This window comes from Paralteromonas sediminis (assembly GCF_003820355.1).
GTDB lineage: Bacteria > Pseudomonadota > Gammaproteobacteria > Enterobacterales > Alteromonadaceae > Alteromonas_F > Alteromonas_F sediminis.
The window spans coordinates 368,576-391,427 of the sequence record NZ_RPOK01000001.1; the positions used below are offsets into that span (position 1 = coordinate 368,576).

Annotated in this window: 17 protein-coding genes; 7 read left to right on the forward strand and 10 right to left on the reverse strand. The window is 43.6% G+C overall.

The genetic code is table 11. The features are described from left to right. Positions 1–14: 14 nt before the first annotated feature. The 3 genes from pdsR (at position 15) to DRW07_RS01685 (ending at position 3,480) form a co-directional block, all read left to right on the forward strand. Entirely contained in the window at positions 15–707 is a 693-nt protein-coding gene (pdsR, locus tag DRW07_RS01675) for a proteobacterial dedicated sortase system response regulator (protein ID WP_124026148.1), read from the forward strand. Beyond that, a complete protein-coding gene (pdsS, locus tag DRW07_RS01680; RefSeq protein ID WP_124026149.1) occupies positions 707–2,872 on the forward strand; it encodes a proteobacterial dedicated sortase system histidine kinase in 2,166 nt (721 codons plus the stop codon). The genes pdsR and pdsS overlap by 1 nt, the downstream gene beginning before the upstream one ends. Positions 2,873–3,144: 272 nt before the next feature. Then, positions 3,145–3,480, forward strand: a complete 336-nt coding sequence (locus tag DRW07_RS01685) for a hypothetical protein (protein WP_124026150.1) — start codon at positions 3,145–3,147, stop codon at positions 3,478–3,480. A 3-nt stretch (positions 3,481–3,483) separates the two neighbouring features. On the opposite strand, the gene DRW07_RS01690 is transcribed toward DRW07_RS01685, so the two are convergent. The 9 genes from DRW07_RS01690 to DRW07_RS01730 all read right to left on the reverse strand — a co-directional run bounded on the left by DRW07_RS01690 (position 3,484) and on the right by DRW07_RS01730 (position 18,414). Further along, the gene (locus DRW07_RS01690) at positions 3,484–4,494 is read right to left on the reverse strand and encodes a LacI family DNA-binding transcriptional regulator (RefSeq protein ID WP_124026151.1); all 1,011 of its coding nucleotides are present in this window, start codon (positions 4,492–4,494) and stop codon (positions 3,484–3,486) included. A 124-nt stretch (positions 4,495–4,618) separates the two neighbouring features. Then, complete coding sequence (locus DRW07_RS01695) at positions 4,619–6,157, reverse strand: MFS transporter (protein WP_124026152.1); 1,539 nt, start codon at positions 6,155–6,157, stop codon at positions 4,619–4,621. Between the two features lie 17 nt (positions 6,158–6,174). Beyond that, positions 6,175–7,530, reverse strand: coding sequence for a GH1 family beta-glucosidase (locus DRW07_RS01700; RefSeq protein ID WP_124026153.1), 1,356 nt, complete (start codon positions 7,528–7,530; stop codon positions 6,175–6,177). Positions 7,531–7,803: 273 nt separating this feature from the next. Next, the gene (locus tag DRW07_RS01705) at positions 7,804–8,484 is read right to left on the reverse strand and encodes a hypothetical protein (protein ID WP_124026154.1); all 681 of its coding nucleotides are present in this window, start codon (positions 8,482–8,484) and stop codon (positions 7,804–7,806) included. Position 8,485: 1 nt separating this feature from the next. Further along, on the reverse strand, positions 8,486–10,021 hold the full coding sequence (locus tag DRW07_RS01710; RefSeq protein WP_124026155.1) for a tryptophan halogenase family protein: 1,536 nt from the start codon (positions 10,019–10,021) through the stop codon (positions 8,486–8,488). A gap of 13 nt (positions 10,022–10,034) precedes the next feature. Further along, positions 10,035–11,600: a tryptophan 7-halogenase gene (locus DRW07_RS01715; RefSeq protein WP_124026156.1), complete on the reverse strand. Its 1,566-nt coding sequence runs from the start codon at positions 11,598–11,600 to the stop codon at positions 10,035–10,037. 6 nt (positions 11,601–11,606) lie between these two features. Next, positions 11,607–13,157 carry a tryptophan halogenase family protein gene (locus DRW07_RS01720; RefSeq protein ID WP_124026157.1) on the reverse strand — a complete coding sequence of 517 codons (1,551 nt, stop codon included), beginning with the start codon at positions 13,155–13,157 and terminating at the stop codon, positions 11,607–11,609. Positions 13,158–13,250: 93 nt separating this feature from the next. Continuing rightward, a complete protein-coding gene (locus DRW07_RS01725; RefSeq protein ID WP_124026158.1) occupies positions 13,251–16,229 on the reverse strand; it encodes a TonB-dependent receptor in 2,979 nt (992 codons plus the stop codon). Positions 16,230–16,659: 430 nt separating this feature from the next. Beyond that, positions 16,660–18,414, reverse strand: coding sequence for a glycoside hydrolase family 9 protein (locus DRW07_RS01730; RefSeq protein ID WP_205665343.1), 1,755 nt, complete (start codon positions 18,412–18,414; stop codon positions 16,660–16,662). Positions 18,415–18,728: 314 nt separating this feature from the next. Here DRW07_RS01730 and DRW07_RS01735 point away from each other — a divergent pair, with 314 nt between their 5' ends. The 3 genes from DRW07_RS01735 to DRW07_RS01745 all read left to right on the forward strand — a co-directional run bounded on the left by DRW07_RS01735 (position 18,729) and on the right by DRW07_RS01745 (position 21,208). Beyond that, positions 18,729–18,944 carry a hypothetical protein gene (locus tag DRW07_RS01735; protein WP_124026159.1) on the forward strand — a complete coding sequence of 72 codons (216 nt, stop codon included), beginning with the start codon at positions 18,729–18,731 and terminating at the stop codon, positions 18,942–18,944. Positions 18,945–19,049: 105 nt separating this feature from the next. Further along, positions 19,050–20,030: an aldo/keto reductase gene (locus DRW07_RS01740; protein ID WP_124026160.1), complete on the forward strand. Its 981-nt coding sequence runs from the start codon at positions 19,050–19,052 to the stop codon at positions 20,028–20,030. A gap of 32 nt (positions 20,031–20,062) precedes the next feature. Further along, positions 20,063–21,208 (forward strand): glycoside hydrolase family 5 protein, encoded by a 1,146-nt coding sequence (locus tag DRW07_RS01745; protein WP_205665344.1) that lies wholly within the window; start codon positions 20,063–20,065, stop codon positions 21,206–21,208. A gap of 92 nt (positions 21,209–21,300) precedes the next feature. Here the strand turns inward: DRW07_RS01745 and DRW07_RS01750 are convergent, their stop codons facing one another. Continuing rightward, a complete protein-coding gene (locus DRW07_RS01750; protein WP_205665345.1) occupies positions 21,301–21,576 on the reverse strand; it encodes a hypothetical protein in 276 nt (91 codons plus the stop codon). A 221-nt stretch (positions 21,577–21,797) separates the two neighbouring features. Between DRW07_RS01750 and DRW07_RS01755 the strand changes: the two genes are divergently transcribed. After that, positions 21,798–22,757, forward strand: coding sequence for a hypothetical protein (locus DRW07_RS01755; protein WP_124026161.1), 960 nt, complete (start codon positions 21,798–21,800; stop codon positions 22,755–22,757). Positions 22,758–22,852 lie beyond the last annotated feature (95 nt).

Genomic DNA, 22,852 nt, shown 5'->3' on the forward strand with positions numbered 1-22,852 from the left:
GCTGTAACTGTTTTATGTCTAAACGCATTGCGATTGTGGAAGATGACCCCGCTATAAGAGACAACTATGCCTCGGCGCTGCAAAAGCAGGGCTATGATGTGGTAACTTATAGTACCCGAACCCAAGCAGAAAGTGCCTTTAAACAGCGCCTACCTGATCTTGCCGTGATAGACATTGGTTTACACGATGAGATAGATGGAGGATTTGCGTTGTGTCAGCAGCTTCGTTCGCTATCAAACACACTACCCATTATATTTTTTACTGCCAGAGACAATGATTACGACACCATTTGTGGGCTACGGATGGGGGCGGATGACTATCTGACCAAGGACATCAGTTTGCCTCACCTGTTAGCGCGCATTGCCGCATTGTTCAGGCGAACCGCATTGCTCAATCAACCGCAAAGTCCACAGGATTTAATCCACACTGGCGATCTTAAGATGGATGCAAACAGAATGACGGTAAGCTGGAAAGAAGCGCCAATTGATCTCACAGTGACAGAATTTTGGATGCTGCACGCCATTGCAAAATATGCGGGCCATGTGAAAAGTCGCCAGCAACTGATGGACGAATCAAAAATGGTAGTGGACGACACTACCATTACCTCACATATTAAACGCATTCGTAAAAAGTTTGTTGAGACAGATGCACAATTTGACCGCATTGAAACCGTGTACGGCATGGGCTATCGCTGGAAGTCGAGTTAATGCCAAACGTTCGTTTCAGCATCCGCCTTAAATTATTGGTATTGTCTCTATTTCTGTTTGCCATTCCCTGGCTGGGATACAAATATGTGTGGGAGCTGGAAACCTACCTTCGGATTGGTCAGGAACAAACGATGGAGGGTACTGCCCGGGCAGTCGCAACGGCTTTGCATGAAAGACCTACCTTGTTCGATAGCCAGTCATCCTATTTACAAGACGTCAGGCCCGGTACCGATTTGTATGCGCATAAGATTGTCGACCCCATCCAGCTAGACGGACGTTTGGATGATTGGGCAGACTATCAGTCTTTAAGCTTGCAGTACGGCGAGCGCCATCTCGTCGAACAAAATACGCCCTATTCGCCGGACAGCCTACAATTTCAGCATATGGTAGGGCAGTACAACCAGTTTCTCTATGCCAAGTTTGAGGTGCTGGATGATGTACTGGTTTTCAGGCCTTCCACCAGCCTAAGGGTCGATCGCAACGATCATTTAGTCATCGCTATTACAGACCCATCCGGTGACTTTAAGCGTTATATAGTGGCACCACAAACGTCGGGCTGGGTGAACGCATTTCGCCTGGACGACAATCCTGATTCATATCGGCCACTGGCACCAGAGACGGCAATACAGGGACACTGGCTGCAAACCGCCACTGGGTACAATTTAGAGCTGCGCTTTCCGCTTCAAATAATGTCCAGCAAAATAGCGTTTGCCATTGTGGATGTTGATGATCCAGTGAGTCGGCAAAAAAAATACACTATTGGTACAGCCAACCCTAATCAATCCGATGCGTTAGGCACAGTATTGGTGCCATCACCAGAAATTGAAAAAATTCTGAAAGGCTTGAAGTATTCTAACGCACGAGTATGGGTGGTTGATAAACACAGACGCGTACTAGCTCGCTCCGGGAGTATACAGGACGCGACTGGTATTAGGACCAGCCCAGTGCGAAGCGATGCTTCCTCCTGGTGGCGTCACGTAGAAGAAGCCTGGTTGTTCCCGCTGTATTACCAAATCCTCACTAAACCGCCCGCAGATTTTGTGGATGCCCTCGAGAATGCCTTCGCACTGGAGGAGCTCGAACTCGACAACGCGCTTAGTGGTACGGCAAGTTCACAATGGCGACTTTCGCCTGACAATAAAGCGGTAGTGTTATCCGCCGCGCATCCAATTTTTATCGACGAACAGGTAATGGGAGCCGTAGTCGTTGAGCAAACTACCCACGGCATCAGAACGCTTCGGAACCAAGCGCTTGAACAACTATTCCACGTGATCCTTGCTGTCGTTGTACTCGGCACTGCGGCGTTGTTTTTGTTTGCCACTCGCATTTCTTTTCGCATCCGTAAGCTACGCAATGAAACGGAATCCGCCATCGACGATAGTGGCAAAATTCTGGCCAATATACCTCGTTCAAAAACCAAGGATGAGATTGGTGACCTTTCCAGAACCTTCTACAGTGTGCTGGATAAGTTACAGCAATATAACCATTACCTTGAAAATATGAGTTCGCGGTTATCGCACGAGCTGCGCACGCCTGTAGCGATTGTGAAGTCATCGCTTGAGAACTTAGCCATGGAAACACAGGGCGAGAATAACGAAGCAGAAAAACAGGCTTATATTGAGCGGGCACAATTGGGTATACACCGACTGAGTAAAATTCTGAGTAATATGAGTGAAGCCACGCGCCTCGAACAGGCTATGCAAACCTCTGAACGGGAGCGCTTCAATTTGGCTGAAGTGGTATCCGGGTGTGTAGAGGGGTACGGCATTGCTTATCCATCACACCGTTTTTTGCTTGCTGACCAGACGAGTGAAAGCGCACTAGACGGTTCCCCCGAATTGTTGGCGCAAATGCTCGATAAAATCATAGCCAATGCCGTTGAATTTAGCCCTGTCGAGTCGACGGTTCAACTGTCTTTGTCGCAAGTTTCCAGTCACCTTCAACTGGTTGTTTCTAATCTAGGACCCTTGTTGCCCGAGAATATGCAGGACCAGCTCTTGGATTCGATGGTATCGGTAAGGGAAGACAAGCAAGAAGCGTCAGCGCATCTCGGGCTGGGCTTGTACATTGCAAAAATGGTTGCTGAATACCACAGAGCCAGAATTACTATTCAAAACCGAACCGATAATTTGGGTGTTGATGTTATTGTTGTGTTTAAACAGTAACCTCTTCATCATCTGGATACTAATATCCCTTTCCAATGTTATTCAGAACAGCACCGCTCATTCTATTACACTGACCATTTATGCTCTTACTGTGATATTGCCATTGTATAGTTCGGTATAGAACCTATATTTTTTCAGCGTAAGCCAAATATTTAAGGTGTAAACATCTCATGCCAGAATCGGCTAAAAAGTGGCCGAAAGAGCATTTAAAAAAGTAATACATTTTGTGCTCTGCTCGTATCAATAAAAGTAAAATCAATTAGGATAACTCTATGACCAAGTTCCAAACCTTTGCTGTTATCGCTCTAAGCTGTTCGACCTTTACTGCAATTGCCGGTAATGCCAAGTCCAGTGATAACGACGTGCCTGATATTAGCGAAGCGACCTATAGCTCGCAAAAGGTGTTAAAAAAGACAATTGAGCGAATGTCAGCAACCATTGATGCCCCCAATGAGGAAAGGGTAGGTCCGCCCGATATCAGCGAAGCGGCTTTCAGTAAAGTCGGTATGAAAAAGGGCACAATTTTCAGCCAGTCCTCACAAATAGAAACTAATAAGGTGACGGCATCGGAGACACCCGATAAAAGTGAGTCGGCTTTTAGTGGTTAAAAATTAAACTTGGGCATCAAAATGGCAGACTGATTCTCGAGGCACAAGCACGGGTTCAAAAGACTTGCGTATTGTGCCGAGTGACTTTTTGTATACGTTCTCCATGATCATACGTGCTGCCATTTTACCCATATCTGTGATCGGGTTTTCTATAGTGGTTAAGCGTGGGTAAGTGTATTGTGAAAACAATACGTTGTCGAAACCAATAATAGACAGGTCTTCTGGTAACGATAAGCCGTATTCTCTTGCGGTTGCCATCACACCCGTGGCCATTTCATCGTTACCACAAACAACCGCACTGAAATTCAAGCCACTTTTATGAAAATGCTTAAATCCATTTTGGCCACCAGATTGGAGATAGTCCCCACTGAAGATACGCGCTTCTTCTACTGGGATATTTGCTTCCATTAGTGCTCTTCTATGACCTGCTAGGCGTTGCATTGCATCTTTTTTATGTTCAGGTCCAGCAATATAAACAATATCCCGATGCCCATATTGCAACATCGTTTTCGTCGCTAAGTATCCACCAAGTTCATTGTTCAAGCTTATGCAATGGTCACTTATTTGAGGAATTTGGCGATTGAGAATAACGACAGGTACTTTCCCACGACTCAATTCAATGAGGTACTCATCGGAAAGACTTTCAACGTGCAGAATCAAAGCATCGCAGTTCCGACTGATCAGAAATTCAATACCTTCTTTTTCGTGTAAGGCATCATTTTCACTTGAGGTCACAACAATGTGTTTTTCAAATTGGCGACATTCTGTATCGATTGCTCCCATCATTCTGGTAAAAAAAGAGCTTTTTAGTTCGCTGACCAGTACCCCAATGCAATCAGAGCGATTCGACGCAAGAGACTTTGCTGCAGAATTAGGCGTATAGTTAAGCTGCTTCATTGCACGCTCAACTTTGTCTTTTGTGGTTTTCCTAACTGCATTGCTATCGTTTATTACACGAGAGACGGTTGCCAAAGAAACTCCAGCCAGTTTGGACACTTCGTATATTGTTGCCATAAATTACTTAGTTAACGTCGACACTCTCTTATATCACATCGACCTAAATCAAAACCACTCTTTCACTAATTGTTATGATAGGACGTCATTTTTTTAACGTTTTCTATTGTGATACTTTTTAAGTTTATGGCATGAAATGTTCTCGACGAGAAATTAAATCTGCGGTCATCTTCGATTGCATTTGACTATCGATAGGGTAGGCCAGCATTACACATGCACCAATAACTGCAAACAATGAAGGAATAAAACTCATCAATAGAAGCATTCCGGGTACCGCGTGTGTTGTTGTAACGGGGTCCATGCCATTGTATCCATACGATGCCAATACTACTAACACTAACGCCCCTGCAAAGCCACCCCCCGTTTTTTGCACAAAGGTTCCTGCTGAATACACGAGACCAGTAGCGCGTCGTCCAGTCTTCCATTCAGAGTAGTCAGCAGCGTCGCCTAGCATGGAAAAGAAAAGGGTAGGCATCATCGCAGCAAAAAACTCAGCAGCACACCCCAGAATGAAGAGTAAACCGATTTGATCAGCACCGACCCAATATAATGCAGAAGTTAATATTGCGCTTGCTAACAAAGCAATGATAAAAACATATTTTCGTCCCCAAAGCTTGACGAAAAACTCAGTGCATAAGGCACCGACAACAGAAACGACTAACAGCGCAACAAAATATTTTCCCGCAAGCAGCTCATCACCGATAAAATATTTGAAATAATAAGCAATTACGCCGTATTTAATACCGTTAAACATCATGGTCAAGAAACCCATTGCGAGCAAAATTAACCAAGGTTTATTCATCAACAAATCCACCATGTCTTGTTGTGCTCGTGAGCGTTGCTCATCAGGTTGATGCAACAACTTTTTGATAACCCAGGTGGTGCTAATTCCTACCGCTATTAGGAAACCAAAAGTTGGCAAGCTGCGGTAATAGAAAAATAGCGTAATTGCCAATAAAGGAAGCAAGATAAAAGGCAGTTGTTTGCATAAGTCAGTAATTTCGCGAGACAGAGGCAGGGAGCTCGAGCTAACGCAATTCACACGTTCTTTAGTGCCTACTACAGTCACTAACATCAAAAACATTAATATGCCAGAGAATACATACATACTGTATTGATAACCTTGGGCGTCATTACCGTTGCCAAAGTAGGCAACCATATCTGGCAGAAAACCCATTACAAAAAGACCGCCAAGAAATGCTCCGGCAAAACGAAAACCAGAGAGTGATGTCCGCTCAACATCTGAGCTAGTCATAACACCCATCAATGCAGAATAAGGAACGTTATTGAACGTGTATGCCAACGTTAAACCAATGTACGTGACATAAGCATAAATGAGTTTGTCTTGCTCTGACCAGTCTGGTGTGGTGAAACACAACACCATAAATAAGCCGAGAAATGGTGTTGAAATGAATATCCATGGTCTAAATTTACCCCAGCGGCTGTTAGTGCGATCGGCAATCATTCCCATAATAATATCGGTAATCCCATCAGACAGGCGCACAACCAAAAACAATAATGCGGCAGCACTTGCAGAGATCCCGAAAGTATCGGTATAAAACACAGCTAGATAAGCTAAAGCGCCGCGCCAAACCAAATTGGCTGCGGCATCACCAAGTGCATAAGATACCTTCTCTTGCAGTGTTAATTGTGGTTTTTGCATACTAAGCGTCCTTAGGTTTATGCTTCGCTGGCAAGATTTCGCTTTGCAATTAATCTTTTATAGGCGTGTGCACTGGCTTTAAATGTGCGTTTTTGAGTAGCGTAGTCTACATATATCAATCCAAATCGCTTCAAGTACCCCTCTGCCCATTCAAAGTTGTCCATTAAACTCCACGCAAAATAGCCTTGTATGTCGACGCCGCTTTCCGCAGCTTCATGTAGTGCCTGCAAATGAGCTTGAAAGTATTCAATCCTATCTGAATCCTGTACTTTTCCATTCACCATCTTATCGTTCATTGCTGCTCCATTTTCAGTAATAAAAACCGGAGGTAATGGATAGCGTTCATGTAATGTTTTTAGAAGCTCTGTTAAGGCTTTAGGATAAATTTCCCAACCAATATCGGTTTTTGGTGATAAATGAGGGTGCTCGACATATAACTCGCTAGGATCTTTTGCCGCAGAATAAGTTAGCCGCGTATAAAAGTTTACACCTAGGAAGTCTAATGGCTGTTGCATGATATCAAAATCACCCTGTTCAATTGGTGGGCGGTATTCTTCGGCCAACTCGTCAATAACGCTGGGATAGCAGCCATCAAACAGAGGCTTGATATACCATTGATTAATGTAATCATCGGCATTGTTCGCAGCCTGTATGTCAGAAAGCCCATTTGTTTTGGGATAGCAAGGCGTGAAATTCAGTACAATACCGGCTTTTGCTTTCTTTGCATGCTTGCGGATAGCTTTCAAACCAAGACCATGAGCAAGTAAAATATGATGTGCTGCAGTGCGTCCATTAAGTCTGCCTGTTTTACCCGGCGCGTGAACCCCTATCTCATAGCCCAAATAGGCAGAACAATAGGGCTCATTAAACGTCGCGTACGAAGCAACTGTGTCACCTAATCGTGCGGTCACTTTGTCTACGTACTTTTCATATTCATAGACAGTTTGGCGATTAAGCCAGCCTCCTTTGTCTTCAAGATGCTGCGGCAAGTCCCAATGATAAAGAGTAACAAAAGCGCTTATTCCCTCAGCACTGAGAGCCGCAATTAGCGCCTCATAGAATGCGATCCCCGACTCATTCAGCTCGTTATTTTTTGTGATGACTCTTGGCCAAGAAATTGAAAAACGATAAGCGTCCACACCTAACTCAACCAAAAGCTTTACATCTTCCCGAAAGCGCTTCACATGCTCGCAAGCAACCAAGCCATTGCTGTTATCAGCAACTTTTCCAGGTGTCTCGCAAAAGGCGTCCCAAATTGACGCTAAACGTTGATCTGCACTCCCCTCAATCTGAAATGAAGACGTAGCCACACCGAAAATAAATGAGGGGCTCATCAAGGGAGACTGAGAAGGGAGTTGCAAGTCTAGGTTCATTGGTTTCGCCCATTTTGGAAATACAGAATGCACAATGCGCATAGCTAAGGTTAGAACTCGTTTATTTATAGCATATGTAAAGTCAAAATGTAAGCGCTTTCATGGTAACTAAGTGCTTAATTGACTCTGGCTTTTATTTAAATTTCGGTCAGTTTAATAAAACAGTGCAAAGATTAAGTTGAATGAGGCAGTGCCTAAGGTGTTACCTACCTTACATACTTTTTATTAGTGCGTGCTGTGGACTCCGCAGTTGTGGCAGTCAGCAACCGCTGTCTATTTTAAAAAAGGCAAGGTGTCCAATGTAACTTTATCGCTTAACTTAAGCACGTATACAGGCCCGATTGCTATTTGTTGTTGCGCTGCGGCAAGTTGAAAGCTGATCTGTGCTTCATAACTAGCGTAGTCAGTGTGTGCTTTACCGGCAAAAGTGTAGGATGACCAATCTGGCGCTACGGTGAATGACTGGGCAAAACTTTGAGTATATGGATGCTCGCTGAGTTGAAGCCCAACTTGTCGAACTGCACCGCCGACGTCACTCAGCAAACGTGCGAAGAACAGCACATAAATGACTTCTCCCTTTTTTATTTCACCACCAATAGGTAAATATGCTCCTGCATCGTAAGCATGTTGGCCAGCTTGACTGACGGTGATTTCGTATGCTGTACCACCTATTGCATCACTGTTAGCATTTACCCTTCCCGTTGCAATTTTGCCATAGTGATTAAGTCTATCTGCATAGGGAGCGGCAATTAATTTCGCCTCTTCAGGCATTGCCGCAATTAACTTGGCAAATACAATATCGATTTCCCTAGTCTTGTCTTGTGCAACACTGCTTATGGAAAATAAAGTGAAGCAAAAAAGCATGGCGGCTGAGCCAATTGTACGAAACAACGTTGCTGCAAAAGGGATTCGTAGATTCATTGCATAATTCAAACGGAAAATGCCAGAAAACATATTACTCTCCCATCTTGTTACGTGGCCATGACTCGCTAGCGCAGTGCCTAGAAATGAAATCAGCATGGGTCGGCAAACTTTCAGCACAGTGAGCAATGACTTGCTGCATTTTGGTCAAATGTTGATGTAAGCGTTCAGCTTCGCGCGACTCAGCTAATGGGTGGTGACCGGTAGCATGTGCGTTTTGACCTTCCATCACGGCTAGCCAACTGGGAATGCCAAATAATTCCTCGTTATCTCTGAAAATGTGTCCACCGGTTATGTATAAATCTAATTTATTTTGCAGTTCATCAGGGATGGGCATATTACGACATTGAATCCAAAAATCTGAATCAGTACGTTGATTTACCTTATAGTGCAAGATTAAAAAGTCTCGCACACGCTCGTATTCCCACGCAGTGATTTTGTTGTAGCGCTCTACTAAACTCTGGCTAAAGCGTTTGTCAGGAAACAAACTCAACAGCTTGGTGATCCCGGTTTGAATCAAATGAATACTGGTACTCTCTAATGGCTCCAAAAATCCACTGGACAAGCCAATAGCAACACAGTTTTTATGCCAAAATGCTTTACGCCGCCCTGTTTTGAAACGCAGCGGTTTTGGATCTGCAATTGGCTTTCCATCAAGGTTCTTAAGTAAGATGTTGGTTGCTTCATTGTCAGTCATATATTTACTGCAATACACATGACCATTTCCAGTTCTATGCTGAAGAGGGATACGCCATTGCCAACCTGCGGTATGAGCAGTCGCTCGTGTATAGGGAATTGGCGGGCCATTTGATTCACATGGCACAGCAACGGCGCGATCACATGGCAGCCAGTGCGACCAGTCTTCATACCCTGTTTGCAATGCTTCTTCTATCAGTAATCCCCGAAAACCAGTGCAATCAATAAATAAGTCACCGTGGATTACTTGACCAGAGGCTAAAGTAACAGATTCAATAGAGCCATCCGTTTGGCTTAGTGCGACAGAATCAACTTTTCCTTCGATTCGCTGTACTTCGCGTTTTTCAGCGAATTCACGTAAAAATTTTGCATACAAACCCGCATCAAATTGAAAGGCATAGGCCATCTGTGCTAACGGCGAATTTGGGATATTTTGGGGGCGCGAAAAACGCCCGCGTTTGGCCGCGGCAATTGCCAATGAAAAGCTACTTAGTGGCCTGTCATAACCTGCGTCTCTGAGCTTAAGCCAGTAGTGATGAAAAGGTATGTTGTCAGCCATTGGTGATCCATACACCCCAAATGGGTGGATATATTTTTCTCCTATGTTCCCCCAATTGACAAACTCTATGCCAAGTTTAAACGTTCCTTTTGTCGCACGTACAAACGCGTTTTCGTCGATGCCTAATACTTCATTAAAGGTTCGAATTGCAGGAATAGTTGCTTCTCCCACGCCTACAGTACCTATTTCGTCAGACTCAACAAGGCGGATCCGACGTCCTTTTTTATAGAAGCTCTTTGCTAGTGCAGCTGCCGTCATCCAACCTGCTGTGCCGCCTCCTACAATGACAATCTCTCTGACTTGTTCATCGGTCATGAAAGCTCAACTCCTATTTCGCGCCACAGTAGCGCTGTAAAAACATATAGTGAGATGGCATGTCACTGCACATTCTCTGGATAGACGCACCAAACTTTTCGCAAGCAACCAAACTGTCATTAATTGAGCGTTGCCCGACATCCAATAAACGATCATATTGCATAGGCCATAGCCCTAAACCCAAAAAGAGTGACAACCATGTTTTCTCCGAGAACGTTTCCCGCTCATAAAAGGGCAGGCGCCCTGTGTGCTTGAAAAGTGTCATTTTGTGTGTCAGCGAGTCTGGCCATTCAGTCGATTGTTGTTGTTGCCAAAAGGGGAGGTTACTTAGCGAATCATGCTTCGCTAATAGTGCGAAATAGGCGCAATGATAGTCCAAAATTCTGGCGTACTCTTCCTCGCATAAATGGTTATATTCATCACGGCTGGGGCACTCAGCATTGCGGTTTAGCGTGTTATCTGGCAACAGGTCAACCAATCGCAATACGGCAGATTGTACAAGATGAAAGTTACTCACTGCATTGCGCCCAAGTTCCCCCGCGGCTGAACCCATTGCAACGCAATTTGCGCTCCAGAATGTATTGATCTGTCTGGGTTTGTGTTGCTGATGCGTTGCACTTTTGCTTTCCTCCTTACCAAGATTCAATATACCTAGCACTTTTTCATGAGTAAGGTAGTCGCCACTGTAGTGATACTCACATACGCCACGGTCTTGCAGTGGAAAGCTACGCCAATAGCCAGCGCTATGAGGTTTAATCTGAGTCGTAGCGCGAGGGTCATGTGGCCGCTGGGTTGAAAATTGAACACTATGATCGCAGGGGAGAAGAGTATCAAAGTGTTGATAATTGATTCCCAATGCTTGGTGAATAAGGCGACCATCAGCAGAGCAATCAATAAAAAGATCTGCACTGAAGGTTTGGTTTTTGTTTATCGTTATAGATTGAATAAACTGAGACGTGTCTTCTTCAATATTAGGATAAGAAAGCTGAGTAGCTGTTATAGAACCTTCAACATGTTTTACTCCCAACTTATAGGCAAAGTCTTGCATGCCGGCTGCATAGCGCTTTGTATCTACATGTAAAGCATAAGAAAAGGGTACATCGAGCTCATCACAAGAGGGAATGCCAAACTTGCCTTGTTGTGCAGCCATAGCGGGCAAGGAAAAGCGATTTAAGTCAATTGCTACACCCGCTAAGTGTGCTTTGGTCACATGATGCTGAAAGGCAATATTGTCAAAAGCAGCCCCATAGGGACTCATCGCATGAAAGAAACTGTTTCTTGCTAGGTGTTTGTCATTCTGATAAGCAGTATCGATGGGCGTATATTCAGTGGCTAATTTATATGTTCCTTTTGTCACCGCAACAAGTTGGCGTTCATTGAGGCCAAGTATGCGATGAAAATAGTTGATTGCTGGTAATGTCGATTCACCAATAGAGTCTGGTACTGCGTTTGGGTCTGTAATGACCACTATATCTGTAGGCGCTTTCTGAAGTTTTCTTGCCAGACAGGCTGCGATCGTCCATGCGTGTAGACCATTTCCTACAATAGCAATCGTATTTAGTGGCAAGTTGGTTTGCATTTATTTTCAACCTCCATACAAACTAAAACTTGCGCGTGGCGGTGGAGTCCGCCAACTCTTGGCTAAAGCACAATGTTGAGCAATGCTATCTGCGTGACTTGGCATTTGATGTACCGCCGAATTGATGTCTGATTCAATATCATCAAGCTGCTTCACAATGTGTTCTGTTGGAATGGTGTCAAGTTGCCAGTCGTAATGTGTGGGTATAATACCTTGACCGAAATACACCGCTAACCAACTTGCTTTGAGAAACAGACCTTCGCTGTATTGCACTACGCGACCGCGCTCTTTAAACAATTTTATTTTGTGGTCTAGCCCCGCTGGTAAAGGCATCGTGCGGACATAATTCCAAAATGCGCTGTCGCTTCGCTGTGTGGCGTGATAATGCAGAACAAGAAAATCTCGTAAACGCTCAAATTCTAATTGCATCATTCGGTTGTATTCATTCACTCGAATTTCATCGCAATTTCTATCTGGAAAAAAGTCGAGGAGTTTCATAATACCCAGTTGTATAAGATGAATACTTGTGCTTTCCAAGGGTTCTAAAAAACCTGCAGATAAACCAATAGCAACACAGTTCTTGGACCAGGCTTTTTTTCGTTTTCCGGTCGTAAATCGCAAAAAGTTGGGCTCCGAAATAGGCTTTCCATCTATATTTGCAAGCAAGGTTTCTAGTGCGGTATCGTCATTCATATAGGGGCTTGAGTATATGTGCCCATTTCCTACCCGGTTCTGCAATGGTATCCGCCATTGCCATCCCGCATTACGTGCTGTGGCTTTAGTGTAAGGCAAGGGGGCTGACGTTGCTTGAGTTGGGATAGCAATAGCGCGATCGCAAGGTAGCCAATGGCGCCAGTCGTCATAACCTGTTTTTAAGCACTGTTCGATTAATAGTCCTTTGAAACCAGAGCAATCGATGAAAAAATCCGCATCAAATTCAGTCTCATCATTGAGCGTCACTGATTTTATAAACCCACTTTCGTTACATTGATTAACGCGTGTAACCATGCCTTCAAAGCGGGTAACTCCACGCGTTTCTGAATAGTCACGTAAAAAATTTGAAAATAACCCCGCGTCCATATGAAATGCATAAGAATACGTCGACAATATCGACTTTTCGTCAGTACTTGGGTACGCAAATTTTTTCGCTTTTGACGCCATTACCGGCAAGGAGTATTGCCCAATTGGCTTATTAAGACCTTGTTGGTGCAACTTGACATAGTAGTGATGAAAATCGATGCCTTTGATAGGGTGCCCGAAATCACCAAAGGGATGAATGTAAGCATCGCCAATTTCCCCCCAATTGATAAACTCTATGCCCATTTTGTAAGTCGCATTGGTCGCACGCATGAAAGCGTGTTCATCAATACCTAAACGTTGTATAAAAAAACGCAGATGAGGTAGCGTTGCTTCTCCAACGCCTACGGTGCCAATTTGATCAGATTCAATCAGTGTTATTTTGGTGTCTTTAAGCAAGTTCGCCAACGCGGCAGCTGTCATCCAGCCTGCAGTGCCACCACCAACGATTACAATTGATTTAATGGAATTGTCTTGCATAACACCTACTTTGCAGTTTTTGAACGGCAATCTAAAGTCATTTTTTTTGGTAGAAGAGGGGCGTTGTTACGCCCCAAAACCAAACTGTCTTAATTAGAATGAGCCTCTTAAGATAAACGCAATACGTCGGTCATTAGTGAAAGAGCTTCGTACGACCGTATTCCCCTCCTGATCGACCTGCATTCGTGTATTTGACTCGGATTTAGTGAGATTTTGCCCTTGAATACCAATTTGAAAATCTTCTGTTAGGTTGTAGAAAAAAGATGCGTCTACTTGACCACGAGATTCATTGTAAATGGGTACTCCTAGGTTGACCTGCCGAATTGTTAATAAATAGTCAGAACGATAGTTGTAAGCAATACGAGCCTGAATACTCTCATCTTCGTACATGCCGACGAAATTGTAAGTTTGCTCTGAAAGACCTTGTAACGGCAAGTTATCAAATGGCAACTCAGACCTGGAAACATCCTCTGTACTTCCTGATTGGGTTGGTCGCGTATTTTGGTTAGGCACTCCACTTTCTTTTAGTAATGTAGCGTTAAACTGAACCCCTAAATTAGAAAGCAAACCCGGCAATTCATCGAAGAATTGTTGGTATGACAATTCGAAACCACTTAAATTTCCGTCGCCTACGTTAATCGTTGTTGACACATTGACTGGCAACGTCACGCCATTATGAGTGACATCCTGCACGAAAGTATCGTTAGAAAAGAAACCTTCAATCGACTTATGGAATAAGCCAACAGATAACGAATCTGAATCGTCAAAGTACCATTCTAGTGATACGTCAAAGTCTAAGGATTCCATTGGTTCCAGAAAAGGGTTACCGCTGCGACGTTCAATATCATCGAGTACAACTGGCGACTGCGGATCGTCTGGATCCGTATTTTCTACCAGTGCAGAGTAATTATAGTTGTAACGTAAGTTTCCAGAATCAGCAAATGCAATAGATTTTGAAAACGCAAATCGAGCTACTAAATTATCACCGAAAAGATATTTTACATTAAGACTCGGTAGAACAGTCGAGTAGCTGCTGTTAGTTGACGCGACAATACTGTCGCCGTTGAAAAAGGCTTCTTGTTCTGGCGTCAATAGCAAATTGGCTGAAGTCTGCAAAGGGTAGTTCTCTCCCCCATCAACACTTGTGTCAACATTAATATAGCGTAAGCCTACATTGCCCGACCAGCGTGATTCACCACCAAAATTAAGCTTTACGTACAGTGCTGTATTTTCTTCTACAACACGATTAACTTCACCTGGCAAATAACTTGTACCTTCAATAACTCCCGCACGGGCAGATAAAGGTTGTCTTGCAAAACCTGACAGACCATCAATAAAGCTGCCGTAGCTCGCTACTAGACTTGGGTTAGCAAAGAGTGCATTGACGGCGCCGCCTGCATTTCCATTGTGGAAGCCGTTGTAACCAAATTGAACTGGCGGTGCCATTGCAACGTCCCCAATGTCACTAAAGGGAGCTCCGTCCCATGAAGGCGCGCGCCTATCACCATTGAAATCTACCCAACCGCCGGCCCACTCTTCGGAGAGGTTTTGCCAATTATAAGTTGACCAGCGTGTTGTTTGATCGCGTTCAGCATATCGGGCACCGGCTTCTACTGAGTCTAAGTAGTCGTGTTCAAGCTCATAGTCAACGTCAAATTGAAAAGCGGTTTGGTCACCTTCAGACTCTTCCAAGTGGTCCATCGCTGCTCGATAATAGTAGTTGCTGGGGTCACTAAAATATTCGTCTAAGCTTTGTGATGACGTACTAGGTTGCAAAAAATCTACAACGGGAGTGTCGCCCTCAGCGTCAATAAGGATATTGATTCCACTTCCTGAGCTCGGGATGAAGCCTCCAAAAATCGACAAATCAACAATGTCGGTAGTGGCCTCAACATGTTGAATGTCAAACTCTACGCGTAACGCATCGGTTACCTGGTATTGGGCATTGAAGGTAAACTCCTCGAGCAGCTCCTCGGCTTGACTCTGGCGAGTCTGAGGTCCAATGCCACTTTGAATATTAAGTAGAGTGCCCCCACGGAATGACACGTCATCGTATGAAGCATCTTCTCCTATACTTCCATACGCCTGGTCATCAGAAAAGAATGCAAATTCCTGCCAGTTTGTCTCCGAGTTCGAACGTATATATTCCGCCGTTAACACTAGCGTTTCTTCTGTGTTTTGATATTGAATTGCTGCAGAAGAGGCCTCACGTTCGCGGTCCGTGGTTGTGGTACGCACCCCTGCGTTTATGGGTACATAACGGTCTTGACCTGCTCCAGCAGCGTCAGCCACAAGGTTATGCTGGCCTAACTCTGAGCCGTCAGCACGAAAGGTTAAATCAACGTCACTGTGGCTGACCAAAAAACCTATCTCACCACCCTTAACATCAAAAATGTCTGAATACAGTCCAGAGAATCCAAATTCAGGCTCTTCAGATAAATTGCCTTCACTCCGCTGGATTTCAAAACTCATGAGACGAGAAGAACTGTCAAATGGCTTACGTGTATTGAGATTGATAGTACCCGCAATGCCGCCTTCAATCATGTCAGCAGTTTGATTTTTAAAAATCTCTACGCTACCCAGCAGTTGCGGTGAAATATCATCGAAACCCAATCCATTAGACGAGTCTGCTGCCACACTATCACGACCATTTATGCCGGTTCGCGTTTGGGGTAGACCACGCAGCGTTGCGTCACTACCCTCTGTCGAGAAGTGGTCAGGATCTTCAGGTGCCGCAAAACGCTCAATGGCAATACCTGGGACTCGTTGCAATGCTTCTACAACACTGGCGTCGGGAAGAGCTCCGAGGTCTGCTGAAGAAATAGCATCCACAAATGTATCAGCATTGCGTTTGATTTCTTGAGCTCGTGTCAAGCTTAAGCGTTGTCCCCGAACTTCTATGCGTTCTTCAACATCATCCGATTTTTCTTGCTGTGCGTTTTGAGCTTCTTGTGCAAAAACTGGTGCATTCACAACAGCAGCGCCTATACACATTGCTAGCAGTGACTTTTTAAACGGTGACCATTCAATACGTTGAGCGTGAACGGCATTGTTGCTCTTGCGGTGTCTCATTTCATTGCCCTTCCTAAAGTTAAGGTGACTTGCAAACAAGGTGCTGTTGAATGCAAATTATTTCTTTCCCGTAAAGTAAGCGCTTACATTTTTGTGCAAAAGAACAAACGCTGACCGTGTTTTTAGTTGTAACTGCTATTGCGATTCAGGCTGCGGCTAAGTCCAGCCTAATAGGCTAAATAGAATTACATGAACGATGATATGTGCTTCAATGCGATAATGCAACAAATAATTAACAAAAATGTAAGCATTTACATAAGGCTTTTTACAATGATTTGTTTGACTTGATTTAACGTGGTAGGTGGTTGAGCATTTGATTTTAGAGGCTTTGGCTAGCAAAAGTATCCTTCAAAGAGCATGCTTTTAGAGATTGTGATGTTTAGCAATGTAAGCGTTACGCAAAACTTGAGGGCGGCCTTTTATTGCATCCCTATTGCGAATTGTGTAATGCAGCCAGAACATAAACCAAGGGAGCATTCCAGTTAATTGTTACTTCGTTGGTTGCATAACTGCACCAATCATCCAGGTAAGTATCCGCTGGTTGAACACCTGTGTAATTGCAATTATCTTGTTTTCCGGCATGTGGGCCGCCCACAAGAAAACCAGGTATTGGTTTTTCCACCGAATCAGCATAAGACTGACGATGATGAGGATCCATGGGCGACTTTGAGCCAAAACCTGTCACGTACGAGTAGTTGGTCGGGTTTTTACCTAATACGTAATCAATTAAACCTACTGCTGCATTCAAGTAACGTTTATCTCCTGTCAGGCGATAAGCTTGAATCACTACCATTGCTTTATTCATAGCGACGGAATTACTTCCCCAGACAAAGTCGTCTACCAGCATGGCTGTGCGGTAAGCGGAAGTTTCGTGAGATTCAATGATGTTGTTTGTAAATGCCAAAAAGCGCGCCTTCAACGTTTCATAATCTTTTGTTGAGAGAACAGTCTGCCCATTTACTAGTATTGAAATGTAGCTCAATGCCATCGTATCTTGCCAGCTGGGCACTGTTGGTGATGCCACAAATTGATTGAATTTGTCTAGGTATTTTTTTTCTTTGGTGAGTAAAAGTAGTTCAGCTGCGGCCCAAGCAAATTCACCTGTAAAGTCATCATCATCGTATTGCCCTGTATGAATATCTGAAGGCTGTTGATAAATGACATAAGGGTTGAGTAACGCCCACTCGAAAGCGCGGATGGCGGCTTGCCGGTAACGCTTAGCCATTGATGTAAATGTCGGGAAAGATTGATAGACCCGGCTAGCCTTCGCCATTACAGCTGCATAGTTCAACGCAGCCCCTGTGCTTTTTTGCACAACATAGCGTTGTGCAGTTGCTTCATGAGGCATGACTTTACCTGAAAATCGTTTCGTTGTGAGTTTGTGATAAACACCACCATCACTGGGATCTTGCATGCTTTCTAGCCAGCTTAAATTCCACATCACTTCGTCGAGAATATCCGGTGTTGAGTTGTTTGATTCTGGGATGCCGCCGTGACGTGTTGCGTAAAATTCATCAAAATCTTGATAAGCCTGCAGCAATGTATATGTTGATATTCCGCTGTTCACTACATACTTGTTGTAATCACCTGCGTCATACCAACCTTTTTGTGAAGCTATCACAGTGCCTTCAGGTCTCTGTTTGTTTGCTGCAGAATGATGCACAAGAACTTGGTTATCAGGATGCCCAAGTGGCCTATGCCAATCACTAGCAAACTCTGGTTTCAGTTCAATACTAGCTCGATTGAAATAGTAGGCCTTCAGTACAGAATCATGAAGGGAAAGAAAGCCATTAGAAGAGATGGTGAATTTTGGTGAATCGGCTGTGCCTTCCGCAGTGACTTTGTATGTGCCCGGTGTACTTATTTCAGAAAAGTCAGCAACCTTAACTGCTTGATGTGCAGGCTCCCAGTAATTTGGTTTATACAAATCTTTTGTAATGACCGAGGCACCTGTATCGACGTTTATTATGCTAAAAGCATTAGCGTGTGTGCTTGGGACAACTGCTATTTTTTGAAAAGAGGGTAAATACGCAATTTGATTGACTTTAATTGTTTCAGCACGCGTTTGTAATTCGTTTTTCTGAACTTCCTGACCAGTACTGTATGCAGCGAGTGATGTCACCATCAATGTGAAGCCAGCAATGCCATTTTTTCCAATAGGTAAAACCGAATTACACTTTAACACTATGATGCTCCGTTTTATTCAATCTGCAGGTCTGGAATGATATCTAAACATGTAATTGTAAGCGGTTACAACTTTTATTTTTGTGTTTTTTATTTACCTGTAAATTAACTAATGAACATTCTTTTGACGCATAACGCTTTTTAAAATTGCACTCTCTAAATTTTACAAGTTACCAATTGTAAGCGCTTACAATGTGTTTTATGATGTCTGAGTGTGGTAGCAAACCTGCTTAAGAATAATGTTGAATCTCAATACTCGACAGCACCTGTAGACAGTTGCCTCAATCACACACAGCAAATGGGTCAGGAGATATTATGAAAAGATCGGTAGTGATTGCTTTATGCGCTATATTGATGGCTTGTGGTGGCGAGGCCACATATGTCATGGCAACTTATCATCATTACAGTCAATGGGAATTTCATGGCAATGGTCAAGGTGACTTCTCTGACCAATGGTCGGTACAGGAACACATTATTGACGGAGATTGTGATTGGGATGGTAGCGAACGATTTAATGAAGGTAGCAGTTAAAAATAGACAAAGCCCTGACAATAACGCTTGCGTCAGTATTTTTATAACCTTTATGGCTACTCTTGAAGCAATAAACATATTTGAATAGATAAAAGTGACTTACAAATGAAATATCGGCGGTTAGGTAACAGTGGACTTAAGCTAAGTGAGGTCGGTCTTGGTTCTTGGGTAACTTTCGGCAAGCAAATTGATTTGTCAACTGGAAAGCAAATTATGCAAGAAGCTTATGATGCAGGTATCAACTTCTTTGACAATGCCGAAGGATATGAAGAAGGAGAGGCAGAGAGATTAATGGGGGATGCTATTGCATCGTTAGGGTGGAGTCGTGATACGTTTGTTTTATCTAGTAAGGCTTTTTGGGGCGGTGAAAAACCGACTCAAAAAGGATTGAGCCGAAAACATATATTTGATGCTTGCCATGCTGCATTAAAACGTCTGAGAGTGGATTATTTAGACCTCTATTACTGTCACCGTCCTGATATCGACACGCCTATTAGAGAAACTGTTTGGGCAATGCATGATCTAGTCTCACAAGGAAAAGTGATGTATTGGGGGACGTCTGAATGGAACGCTCAACAAATTACGGAAGCAATTTCTGTCGCTAAGGCCGATAAGCTGCACATGCCAATAGTAGAACAGCCTGAATATAATTTACTTAAACGAGACAAAGTTGAGGGTGAATATAGGCCACTTTATGCATTATATGGATTAGGGCTAACCACATTTTCGCCATTAGCCAGTGGCCGGCTAACAGGAAAATATTCAAATGGTATTCCCAAAGGCAGCAGGCTAGATTTACCCGAGTATGCTTGGCTTAAGGAGTTGTTCTTCGAGGACGACAGTTGGGTTCAAAAGGTTAAGTTATTAAGTCAACTCGCCTCTCAGTATGATATTCCTCTTCACCATTTAGCGCTCAAATGGGTCTTAGCTAATCCTAATGTCAGCTCAGTAATACTTGGTGTCTCTAAGTTATCCCAATTAACCGATAATTTGTCCGCGCTGGCACGAGAACCATTGGATTCGGGACTTATCAATAGCATTGAAAGTATCGTTGATAATAAGCCCAATGAGCCGCAACGATTCTGATTAACTGAAAATCTCAGAGGAAGTAAACAGCTATGAAGCTCGCCATAAATCGCGGAATATTTTTACTATTGATGGCAGTGCTTATTGCAGGTGGCCTAATAGGCTGTGCACAAGTCACAAGTCCGTCTCTAGAGCCGAGCAAACAAACATCGATTACCGCCAGAGTTGCAGCTGATCAAATGGGTATGGGGTTTAACATTGGCCAGATGTTTGAAAATGAACAACACACACCCTCCTTTGAGGAAGCTAGGCCGAAGATTGATGCCTACTACGCATTAGGTCACCGCAATGTGAGAATTCCAATTACCTGGACAGAGAGTATGTATGGGTCAATGATGGTTAACGATCCTGATGTGGGAGACGTTAATTTTGATCATCCCAGAGTAAGGGAACTCATTAAAATTGTTGACTACGCTTTGTCCTTACCGGGCATGTATGTGGTGATAAACGCCCACCATGAAAAGACACTCAAAAGAGACAATAAGTACAAGGTGATTGAGCGCATCTGGGCTGATCTGTCAAATTACTTTAAAGACCGAGATTTTCGCTTATTGTATGAAATACTCAACGAGCCTCACATCGATACGGACCCTATGCCGGTTGAGCATATTCGTTATATGACCGAACTGGCTTACAAAAGAATTCGTGCCGTTGATCCTCATCGAATTATTATCATTGGTGGAAACCAATGGTTTGCGGCAAAGGAGTTAATGGTCACTTGGCCCGACTTAGAGCCGATAGGAGGGGGTAAAGATGCCTATATTATGGCAACTATCCATCATTACGAACCCTGGAGCTTCCACGGCGAAGATGGCGACAAGTCGGCCCCATGGACGCTTGAAAACATCGTTGAACCTATGGAACAAGCAGAACATTGGGCAGCGACTGTTGGGAATAATATGCCAATTTATATTGGTGAATGGGGTAATGGTTGGGGTAAGCAGTTTGATAAATTTGACTGTAATCAGACTCGTGAATGGTATCGCCTTTTTGACAGTACATATGCATCTCAGCGAGAGCAAGGTGTAATGCCTACGGCAGTGTGGGATGATGGAGGTTGGTTTATGATATGGAGTCACGAAGAGGACGCATTTAACAATAATCTTCACCAATGCATCAGTGGTAAGTGTGTTATGACCGGAGAGGCAATGATTAATGCAGGCTGTAGAAGTAAGTAGTACTAGCTCAAATGGTGACCCTGCAACTATTTGGGATTAGTGTGATTACCAAGGGAACTTGACGGTCTAATTACCAAGCGATTTTGACGTAGTCACACTACCAGTGTTTGTTGCTCTTCGGCAAGTTTTGCCAGTCGTAAAGCCATTGTATTCATTTTCTCCCTTAGCCAGACATTACGAACACCACTGGCCGCGATGTCGATGTTTCGTTCTGATTTTAGGAGCCGCGACACTTGAGATTGGCCAAGGTGCGGATTAGCTAAAGAGAACTCGATAACGATTTGCTCAATGGCTTTGTCAGTGCGCTTCTTATCTTTCTTACACTCACAAAGAACCCTCCATTGATTCGAGGTAAGGTAAGTATTCATCCTTGCCTGACGAAAGGCCTTAAAAACCCCATAGAGACCTTTTAATAGAGACAACGCTAATCAAAAACAATCCTGTAGTCTTTTTAGAAAGCATACTAGCATTTTGTTTTTTCTTTGTTAGCATCAAATTGCACGCTTCGGATCCGGCTGCTTACACAAGGTCATTTAAAAGAAAATTCTAGTTAAATGCTCGTGTCAATCAATTTTTAATGGAGTAAAACATGACAAAGTCTTTTAATTTTAAATCGTTATTTAAATTTCTATTTTTCACCTCCACAATTTTTTATTCGTTGACTTTTAGCTCATTGGTATTCGCACAGTACAGCGTTGGTGTGGAATGTTACGACTGTGATAGTTCTGCAACGAAAGCAAGGCTAACTGCGCAAAGTATGGGGTTAGAAGAGAACGACCTAGTTAGTGTGCTTGATTTTTATTCTGGTACGATAGAAACGTTTCAGGTGAAAATTACGGTAAATGAACGTAATGGAGCCTCAATTTATTTTGCTGTTGCTACACAGACTCCTAATGCTCTTCAGAGAAGTTTTAGTGATTTAGTTGGAAAGTTTAGTCAACTTCCCCAGCGTGCAAAACAAGCTCATAATGTTACGCTTTCAGATCACGACAACCCGTGCGTAAAGGCAGGGCCTAATGGCAGTACTTTTCAGCCTCTAAAGTCAGTATGGGACTTGGTTGGCTGTCAGCCAGCGGTGAATTTCCTGCAGGAGTTAATAAAAAATGATGTAAGTTTAACTACCAATCTTTGGCTTGGAGCTTCTAACCTAACGAGCCAATTTGATACCCCTATATCCATCAGAGTTCCTGTTGCGATAGAGCTAACCACTGATGATGGTGGCAAACTGCATTTCGAACTCGTTTACAACGTAATTAGTGAAGACACGTTTATTATTTCAGCTCAACTTGACATAGCAAAGTCTAGAGATGGGCTTGGCAATAGTCTTGATGCTTTGGAGAGTATGGCTGGCGGGGCTGCCACCGGCGGTGGCGCATATTTCGGTGGTCATAATAATTCTGCTATTCGTCAATCAACTTTGGTGGCGTTTTTGCAAGCTGCTAGTAGAATGGGTCTTACTGTTAGAACACCGCAACATGCTCCAGAGGATGGGCTGCAAACAAAATGCACTGTGAAATCAGATGGTGTTTTGGAGTGCATTCCAATCTAGCCTTACGTTGTGGAACCCAAAAATGGGCGTTGATTTTATCAATCGCCCTTTTATCCTACTTACCGTAATCAGTTTGGCATTTTATAATGTGTAAC

Bases quoted from the DNA above. Each gene is read 5' to 3' on its own strand.
- pdsR (WP_124026148.1), top strand. From the start codon at position 15: ATGTCTAAACGCATTGCGATTGTGGAAGATGACCCCGCTATAAGAGAC.
- pdsS (WP_124026149.1), top strand. From the start codon at position 707: ATGCCAAACGTTCGTTTCAGCATCCGCCTTAAATTATTGGTATTGTCT.
- DRW07_RS01685 (WP_124026150.1), top strand. From the start codon at position 3,145: ATGACCAAGTTCCAAACCTTTGCTGTTATCGCTCTAAGCTGTTCGACC.
- DRW07_RS01690 (WP_124026151.1), bottom strand. From the start codon at position 4,494: ATGGCAACAATATACGAAGTGTCCAAACTGGCTGGAGTTTCTTTGGCA.
- DRW07_RS01695 (WP_124026152.1), bottom strand. From the start codon at position 6,157: ATGCAAAAACCACAATTAACACTGCAAGAGAAGGTATCTTATGCACTT.
- DRW07_RS01700 (WP_124026153.1), bottom strand. From the start codon at position 7,530: ATGAACCTAGACTTGCAACTCCCTTCTCAGTCTCCCTTGATGAGCCCC.
- DRW07_RS01705 (WP_124026154.1), bottom strand. From the start codon at position 8,484: ATGTTTTCTGGCATTTTCCGTTTGAATTATGCAATGAATCTACGAATC.
- DRW07_RS01710 (WP_124026155.1), bottom strand. From the start codon at position 10,021: ATGACCGATGAACAAGTCAGAGAGATTGTCATTGTAGGAGGCGGCACA.
- DRW07_RS01715 (WP_124026156.1), bottom strand. From the start codon at position 11,600: ATGCAAACCAACTTGCCACTAAATACGATTGCTATTGTAGGAAATGGT.
- DRW07_RS01720 (WP_124026157.1), bottom strand. From the start codon at position 13,157: ATGCAAGACAATTCCATTAAATCAATTGTAATCGTTGGTGGTGGCACT.
- DRW07_RS01725 (WP_124026158.1), bottom strand. From the start codon at position 16,229: ATGAGACACCGCAAGAGCAACAATGCCGTTCACGCTCAACGTATTGAA.
- DRW07_RS01735 (WP_124026159.1), top strand. From the start codon at position 18,729: ATGAAAAGATCGGTAGTGATTGCTTTATGCGCTATATTGATGGCTTGT.
- DRW07_RS01740 (WP_124026160.1), top strand. From the start codon at position 19,050: ATGAAATATCGGCGGTTAGGTAACAGTGGACTTAAGCTAAGTGAGGTC.
- DRW07_RS01745 (WP_205665344.1), top strand. From the start codon at position 20,063: ATGAAGCTCGCCATAAATCGCGGAATATTTTTACTATTGATGGCAGTG.
- DRW07_RS01750 (WP_205665345.1), bottom strand. From the start codon at position 21,576: ATGAATACTTACCTTACCTCGAATCAATGGAGGGTTCTTTGTGAGTGT.
- DRW07_RS01755 (WP_124026161.1), top strand. From the start codon at position 21,798: ATGACAAAGTCTTTTAATTTTAAATCGTTATTTAAATTTCTATTTTTC.